Source organism: Segatella salivae F0493 (genome assembly GCF_000477535.1).
In the GTDB taxonomy this organism is placed as follows: Bacteria; Bacteroidota; Bacteroidia; order Bacteroidales; family Bacteroidaceae; genus Prevotella; species Prevotella salivae.
Map to the genome: position 1 here is coordinate 22,266 of NZ_AWGW01000002.1, position 6,757 is coordinate 29,022.

A 6,757-nucleotide genomic window follows, 5' to 3' on the forward strand; every position below is an offset into this window, starting at 1 on the left:
ACCACTTTAGACTTAGGAGTATTTATGACGATACCTATTGTATAACTACGCCGCTGCGCAGGTTTTCGTCGCAATAAGAGTTAATTTATGAATGCGGCCTTGCGCATTTCCCTAAGCTCGACAATTTTATGGTTGGTTTTTATGTTTAATCCCAAAGCCTGGCTGTTCGGTTGTTCCGCCGCCCGTTTTCGGCTTTTCATTCGCCTTTTCTACGAGAAGCAGCGAACCATCTTTGCCCATGACCACCCAAATTGTGGCAGGTTTACCGTCAGCAGTCTTACGGTCTTTTATGGCGAGTTCATATTGGCGTTTCATGCCTGCGCCCTTGCCTTTACCCGTGTAAGTGAGAGAGCCTTCGTCATAGCCAGCCTTTTCTGCAAAGGCCGGAATAGCTGCTTTGAGCTTTTCTTCGCGTTCTTTCACTGCCGGCGACGGCTTTTTCTGCGCCACACTCTGTTTATAGGCCGTTTTGAAGTGGTCTACCTCCTGATTGATTTGGTCTACCAAACGCTCAATCGGTGGACGGTCGTCTTCGGTCGCTGCGAGCAGATAACTGGCCTCAATATAGTGGCACACGGCATTGAAAACGGCGTCGGTTTGAGGGCGAACCTCAGCCAGTGGGGGCAATTTTGCATCAACCACCTTCACTTGGCGATCATTGTAGATGGCTTGGAACTTTTCGTTTATTGTTTTCAGTTCCGTTGTCACCGGTGTTAGCCCCAAAGCTGTTGCTTCCGTGGCATAACGCTCCAAATCTTTCAACAATCCGCGCACTTCAGCCGTTTCAGCATCAGCCGCCTTGCTTTGAATGCCTGCATAAACACCGAGTGCCTTGTCGAGCTTTTGGGCAGCCTCTTTAACGGCTTGCACAGGCGATTTCAGTTGCACCCGAACAATGCCAAAGAGGTTGGTCAGCAGCGTGTCGCGCTGGCGGTCGAGTGCTGCCATCTGTTCGGTGTGCACCGTGGCAGTGGCCTGCTTGTTTAGCTCCGTTTCTAACTCTATGCAGTCGTTCCAAGTCTTGAGCAGTTCATCGGTGAGGTGCAACTTCACTTTGTCGCCAGCTTTCACCAGTGCATAGACGTTGAACATGAATTGCAGGTGATGAGAATTAGTGTAGCGGGTGCAGCGTGCTGCATCTACCAGTTTCATTTTTGGAATTTTTACATTGAAATGTTCCATGATTTTTGATTTTAAGTTTATTAATATTCGTGGTTCTTTACCACATCTTTTAATTTCCCTTTATCCATGCTTATCGTTGACAGAAGCGCTTATTTTCTCTTTTTCATGCTTATGTCGTTGACAGAAGCGCTTATTTTCTCTTTTTCATGCTTATGTCGTTGACAGAAGCGTTTATTTTCATTTTTTCATGCTTATGTCGTTGACAGAAGCGTTTATTTTCATTTTTTTGTGCTTATGTCGTTGACAGAAGCGCTTATTTTCATTTTTTCATGCTTATGTCGTTGACAGAAGCGTTTATTTTCTATTTTTTGTGCTTATGTCGTTGACAGAAGCGTTTATTTTCATTTTTTTGTGCTTATGTCGTTGACAGAAGCGCTTATTTTCATTTTTTCCAAGGCTTAGATTTTCCCTTGTCTCTCATCCTCTTTTATCTTGTTAGGAACTCCCTCCCCTTTACTTCTCTTCGGTCAGTGACCATTGGTTCGGGGGAGGGGTTTCTTAGAGGTCGACACCCGTAAGGGGCAAGCGCAAGGACTACTCGAGCGTTGGCTCTACCCTGAACCCGTTGCCGCGGGGGTAGATGTCCACGTCGACGAAATTACTCATAATGCGCAGGGCGTACGCGCTGTAGTAGTTCCTCGGGTCAGCACTCGACGACCAATAGAAGCCATAGCCGATACTTCCCAGCAGACCAATTTGGTAGTAACCCAAGTCGGGCAGGTAGAAATATTTGTTTGCATCGGCTACAGGAAGGATACTACCGGTGTTGCGGTAAATCTTGTATGTTGTACGTAAGTCAGTTGAACCGTCAGCGGATTTCTCGGTATTGTAATGATTCTCTGCTTGCAGAACTGACTTCTTCTTAAACCACATGCCTCTTTTATACAAATGACCCATAGTAGTCCATAATTCGTCATAATCCAAACAAGGATTGCCGTACATTATGTACCAAGACATCTCGTTGGCGTTTGGAAGGTCTTTACATGAAGTGTGAGTAGCTGGATTACTTACGCCAGGACCTGGGTAACTCTCGTTACACCAACGATTGTTAACATCGCTACTATTCTGTGGGTAGTCGCTGCTGGCAGACTGACTCGTCAGTGTTGGTTGGCTACCACCTTTATTCCATTCGTATCCTTTCCAATATTGCTCCTGTGCGTCCCACATATAATAATTGCCACCGTCGTAGTCATGCGGATTAAGATTAGCAGTTATATCATGGATAGAACCAGCTGTACAGTTAAGTGTAACAATTTTAGAAACTGTACCTTCTATTGTTCCATCAGGATTATCTGTTGTATTACGAAGCCAGTAACGAATACGGAAAGTATGTGTGCCAGGAGCAACGACTGCATAGGTTGCATTCTTGCTCATATCAGCAGTAGAATTGTCTAATGCAAAACCAGAGCCTGTTGTTACGGTAATTGTCTTAGAACCACCTGAAGCAAGGGTGAGGGCTCCATTAGCAGCAATGTCGTAAGTTCCTGCAATATCATCGTCGCTCATAATCTCAATCTTAATCAACTTACTACGCTTTACATACTCGTTATTTGTGCGAGGAATGAAGCAAAGATAGGAAGCCTTATGATTAAGGGTGAAGTTATAACCATTAGCTGTAGCAATTCCACAATCGCCCGATTCGCCCGCATGGTCAAAGTTGTTTGGGGCAGACTGTGTTTGTGTTGCTTTAATCTCTACTTGCGGTTGCGTTCCTGTCACAGCCATGTTCGTATATAGAACGTCATGTGTAGCACCGGTATAAGTACCCGAGAGAGCAAACTTAGCATATGATGGGTTTGCTGCGAAAGGAATAATTGTTGTTGTGCTCTGCTGCCAGTTTCCTCCATCGTCCTTTACCCATATCTTGTCTGTGCTATTCCAATTTACGGAAGCACCCGCGCCCTTTGTATGGTTAAGGATAGCTGTACGTGTTGTTGCCTCTGGCTGGGATGTGCCTGTAAATACGGTTGCACCCGCTGGGATATTATCTTTATTCTGCTTTTCGTCCTGTGTAACGTTATCATTCGTACAGCTGGCAGCAAACAATAAGGCTGTGAAACCATAACACATTCCTCGCATTACTGAACCAATAGTCGTTCTTTTCATAAACTTATTCATTTCTTTTCCTTTCTGATAATTCTTAATAGTTTTCTGTACTATTCCAAGGAGTCTCTTCTTGGTCTTCCTCTTCTTCGTTAAAAAAGTTACGTTTGGCATCGCCAGCAGATGGACCAGGTTGAATAGTACCTGCATTACCACTGCCGTTAACCAATAGCCCTTCTGTCTCTGTGCAAATGATATTGCACTGGGGCTTTTGATAAATCTTTCTTTCAATTACTATCATTTCTTTTAATTTTAAGGGATACGCAGAGTCAGTACATCCTGCTTGTTTATTGATTAAAATAGCTGTTATTTCGTTCTTATTTTGCTCTAAATCGAGTTCACAAAAGAGCATAAAAAAGCGAACAAAGGAAACTCCGAGAAGTCCTTTGTTTACAGGGGTTACGGCACGCTTCGCGCGCGCGTATGCGAAAAGAAAAAATGTGTTATTTGACGCTAGGTGCGCTGTGTGTGTGTGTGTGTGTGTGTGTGTGTGTGTGTTAGCAAATTATTTGGATTGACCAAAGATAAAGTGCAAAAAGTTGCAAAGAATTGAGAGATTCTTTGCAGTACTTCGTTCACTTGATATGTCATTGCTAATTGTTTCACGGCGGCAAAGGTAAGAAGAAAAAATTAAAGGGGCAAATAAATAAGCAGAAAATGTTTTCCTATGCTTTTGCTTCAGTGGCAAAGCGCTCTAAGTCTTTCAGCATTCCACGCACTTCTGCCGTTTCTGCGTCGACCGCCTTACTTTGAATGCCTGCGTAAACGCCGAGCCCTTTGTCTAACGCTTTCGCTGCCTCGCGCACCGCTGCCACGGGTGATTTCAGTTGCGCCCGCACCACACCAAAGAGGTTGGTCAGTAGGTCGTCGCGCTGCTGGTCGAACGCTTTCATCTGTTCGGTGTAGACCGTTGCCGTGGCCTGCTTATTCAGTTCTGTTTCCAATTCCAAGCAGTCGGCCCAAGTCTTCAGCAATTCATCCGTCAGGTGCAACTTCAGTTTGTCTACGGCTTTCACCAATTCATACATGTTGAACTGAAACTGCAAGTGATGCGAATTGGCATATCTGCCACAATAGCTGCTGTCTATTTGCATCATCTTGGGAATTTGAATGTTTAACTTTTTCATGATTTATGATTTTAAGTTAGTGATAATTGAATTTTAATACTTTCTGTCGAATAATATTTCTTTTTATTTTTTCTGCAGTGTGCAGAAGCATGAAAAATTTCTTTTTGGTCTTTCTGCAGCGTGCAGAAGCATGAAAAACTTCTTTTTGGTCTTTCTGCAGTGTGCAGCAGCATGAAAAACTTCTTTTTGGCCTTTCTGCAGTGTGCAGAAGCGTGAAAAATCAACTTTTGGCCTTTCTGCAGTGTGCAGCAGCATGAAAAACTTCTTTTTGGCCTTTCTGCAGTGTGCAGAAGCATGAAAAACTTTTTTTTAGCCTTTCTGCAGTGTGCAGAAGTATGTTTTTAAGTTTCGTCGGCCGACAACAGCTTGTTTTTATTTTCAGCTTTTAGTCGACCGACGAAGAATTTATTTTATGAACTTCTTGCTATATCTTAGTTATCTTCATCCCATGGATTGTTGTCAGACACTTCTTCGTCAAAGAAGGGGGAACGCTTAGCAAGGCCTTGGTCCTCACCTACAGCATGCGAACTAACGATAAACTGAGCAATATTATCTGTGGTCATTAACCGAGCAGTTGCGATGTGGGGCGTTGTATATTTCTTTTTCATTCTTCTATGCGATTATTTGATGACTTTCTTTCCGTTAATAATATAGATGCCATGTGTTGGGTTTTTCACACGACGGCCTTGGAGGTCGTAGATAACATTGTCGCGGCCCTCAGCCTCTTGTCCGATATTGCGGATGCCTGCAACATTTGCATTTTCGCGAGCAGCATCAAAATCGATGAAAAAGCTTTTTGCACGAGCAATACTTTCCGTCAGTCGGAGTCCAGCGCGATGCGCTTTCAGCTTGATAGAAGCGCCTCCGCGAGTGCCTTGTTTGTAGAAGCCGAGGCCCTGGTCGCCGCTGTTTGAAAGAACGTAATATTTGTAACTAGCCCCGCTAATTTCTCGTTCGGTAGCTGTGCCCACAAGGAGGTTGCCTGTAACATCTTCTTCAATGCCTGTAACATTGGCCTGATAAATGACAGTGCTGTTGGGTGTGCCTTGCAAAATGAAGCCCGTTTGCTTAGGAATGATTTTGCCTGCGCCGAAAGCTTTCACAATGGCATTATCGGGAGTGGTTATACTCCCACTGGGTGTGACGCCGGTGATGATATAGGCGGTGCAGCCGGTGGGAACTTTAAAATTCTCGTTTTCTAAGTAGTAGGTGGTGTAGCCGGTGGCACCGATGTTGACCTGCTCGCGGTATTTGCCTGCAAAGTAACTCCAATCAGTATTTGTTTCATATGCATGTGTGGCATCTACAGGAACATTCACAACAAGCACATCTGTGCCAAACAGATTTTTCATGTCTGTAGAGTTATTATAGTATTCATGAGTAGGATCGTTACCTCGATGCGTCATCAATGCGGGATTGGGATTCAATAATGTAACCCGTTCGTATCGGTTCAGGTATCTTGGCGAATAAAATGTACTTGCAGTAGGATTCCATGGGTCATAGGCTATAGAGTCGAGATGTTCAGGTAGAGTTATTTCTTTATCGTTGAGCGTAATGTTATAGGCCAAAGATGCATCTGCTATTCGGCGCAATGTTGGCGGAAATACCCAATGCTGAGATAATTTATTAGATTGTTCACAAAGGCGGAAGGGGATAGCTGTTATTTGTGTATTCTCTAAACCAACAATATGCCGTATAGCAGTTCCCATGAGTGCCCAGCCATCCAACCATTTCAGAGTGGAGGGCAAATGTAGTGTTTGCACATAAGTTGCGGCGAAAGAATTACTTGTAAGTCCCTCTATACCTTCTGGAATATAGAAATCTGTGCCAGAAGCTCCGCCCAGTCCTCCATAGATACCTATGACTTTCACCGTATAATCTACACCTGCATGTTTAACCGTAGTTGGAATGGTTGTCAATGTGGAGTAATGAGACCATGATAGGCCCATGGGGGACCCCAAACGTAAATACCGATTGGTTGGGTCTATGATTTTGTAATACATAGTGACCCCATTGTATTCTTCTGTAAAGTCGGGAACGATTGTTTTTGATGCCTGTGCAGATGCTGATAAAGACGATAGAACAATTATCCAAATCAATAATACTCTTTTCATACTTCTTTCTATTTCTGTTATTGAATATTTACATAAAAAATCATCGTTATTTTCCCCTTGCACAGCTTGGCAAAAGGGCATGAAAAAGCGAACAAAGGAAACTCCGAAAAGTCCTTTGTTTATGGGATATATGGCACGCCTCACGCGCGCGTAAGAGAAAATGTTTTAGAGTGTGGTTATTGGCGTGGCGCCTATGAGAGAGAGAGAGAGAGAGAGAGAGAGAGTAGTAGA

Annotated in this window: 6 protein-coding genes; all 6 read right to left on the reverse strand. The window is 43.8% G+C overall.

Annotation, left to right across the window (positions count from 1 at the left end; translation table 11 throughout):
* Positions 1-126: 126 nt before the first annotated feature.
* A complete protein-coding gene (locus HMPREF9145_RS00115; protein ID WP_021824328.1) occupies positions 127-1,182 on the reverse strand; it encodes a DUF6261 family protein in 1,056 nt (351 codons plus the stop codon).
* Positions 1,183-1,716: 534 nt separating this feature from the next.
* Positions 1,717-3,300, reverse strand: coding sequence for a hypothetical protein (locus tag HMPREF9145_RS00120; protein ID WP_052026724.1), 1,584 nt, complete (start codon positions 3,298-3,300; stop codon positions 1,717-1,719).
* 22 nt (positions 3,301-3,322) lie between these two features.
* Positions 3,323-3,526: a hypothetical protein gene (locus HMPREF9145_RS00125; RefSeq protein ID WP_036906036.1), complete on the reverse strand. Its 204-nt coding sequence runs from the start codon at positions 3,524-3,526 to the stop codon at positions 3,323-3,325.
* 424 nt (positions 3,527-3,950) lie between these two features.
* A complete protein-coding gene (locus tag HMPREF9145_RS00130; protein ID WP_021824315.1) occupies positions 3,951-4,412 on the reverse strand; it encodes a DUF6261 family protein in 462 nt (153 codons plus the stop codon).
* A gap of 431 nt (positions 4,413-4,843) precedes the next feature.
* Positions 4,844-5,020, reverse strand: coding sequence for a hypothetical protein (locus HMPREF9145_RS13620; RefSeq protein WP_021824338.1), 177 nt, complete (start codon positions 5,018-5,020; stop codon positions 4,844-4,846).
* A 12-nt stretch (positions 5,021-5,032) separates the two neighbouring features.
* Complete coding sequence (locus tag HMPREF9145_RS00140) at positions 5,033-6,526, reverse strand: leucine-rich repeat domain-containing protein (RefSeq protein ID WP_036906038.1); 1,494 nt, start codon at positions 6,524-6,526, stop codon at positions 5,033-5,035.
* Positions 6,527-6,757 lie beyond the last annotated feature (231 nt).

What these genes read in the sequence shown, in the direction of transcription:
- HMPREF9145_RS00115 (WP_021824328.1), bottom strand. Translation starts at nt 1,182, where the DNA reads ATGGAACATTTCAATGTAAAAATTCCAAAAATGAAACTGGTAGATGCA.
- HMPREF9145_RS00120 (WP_052026724.1), bottom strand. Translation starts at nt 3,300, where the DNA reads ATGAATAAGTTTATGAAAAGAACGACTATTGGTTCAGTAATGCGAGGA.
- HMPREF9145_RS00125 (WP_036906036.1), bottom strand. Translation starts at nt 3,526, where the DNA reads ATGATAGTAATTGAAAGAAAGATTTATCAAAAGCCCCAGTGCAATATC.
- HMPREF9145_RS00130 (WP_021824315.1), bottom strand. Translation starts at nt 4,412, where the DNA reads ATGAAAAAGTTAAACATTCAAATTCCCAAGATGATGCAAATAGACAGC.
- HMPREF9145_RS13620 (WP_021824338.1), bottom strand. Translation starts at nt 5,020, where the DNA reads ATGAAAAAGAAATATACAACGCCCCACATCGCAACTGCTCGGTTAATG.
- HMPREF9145_RS00140 (WP_036906038.1), bottom strand. Translation starts at nt 6,526, where the DNA reads ATGAAAAGAGTATTATTGATTTGGATAATTGTTCTATCGTCTTTATCA.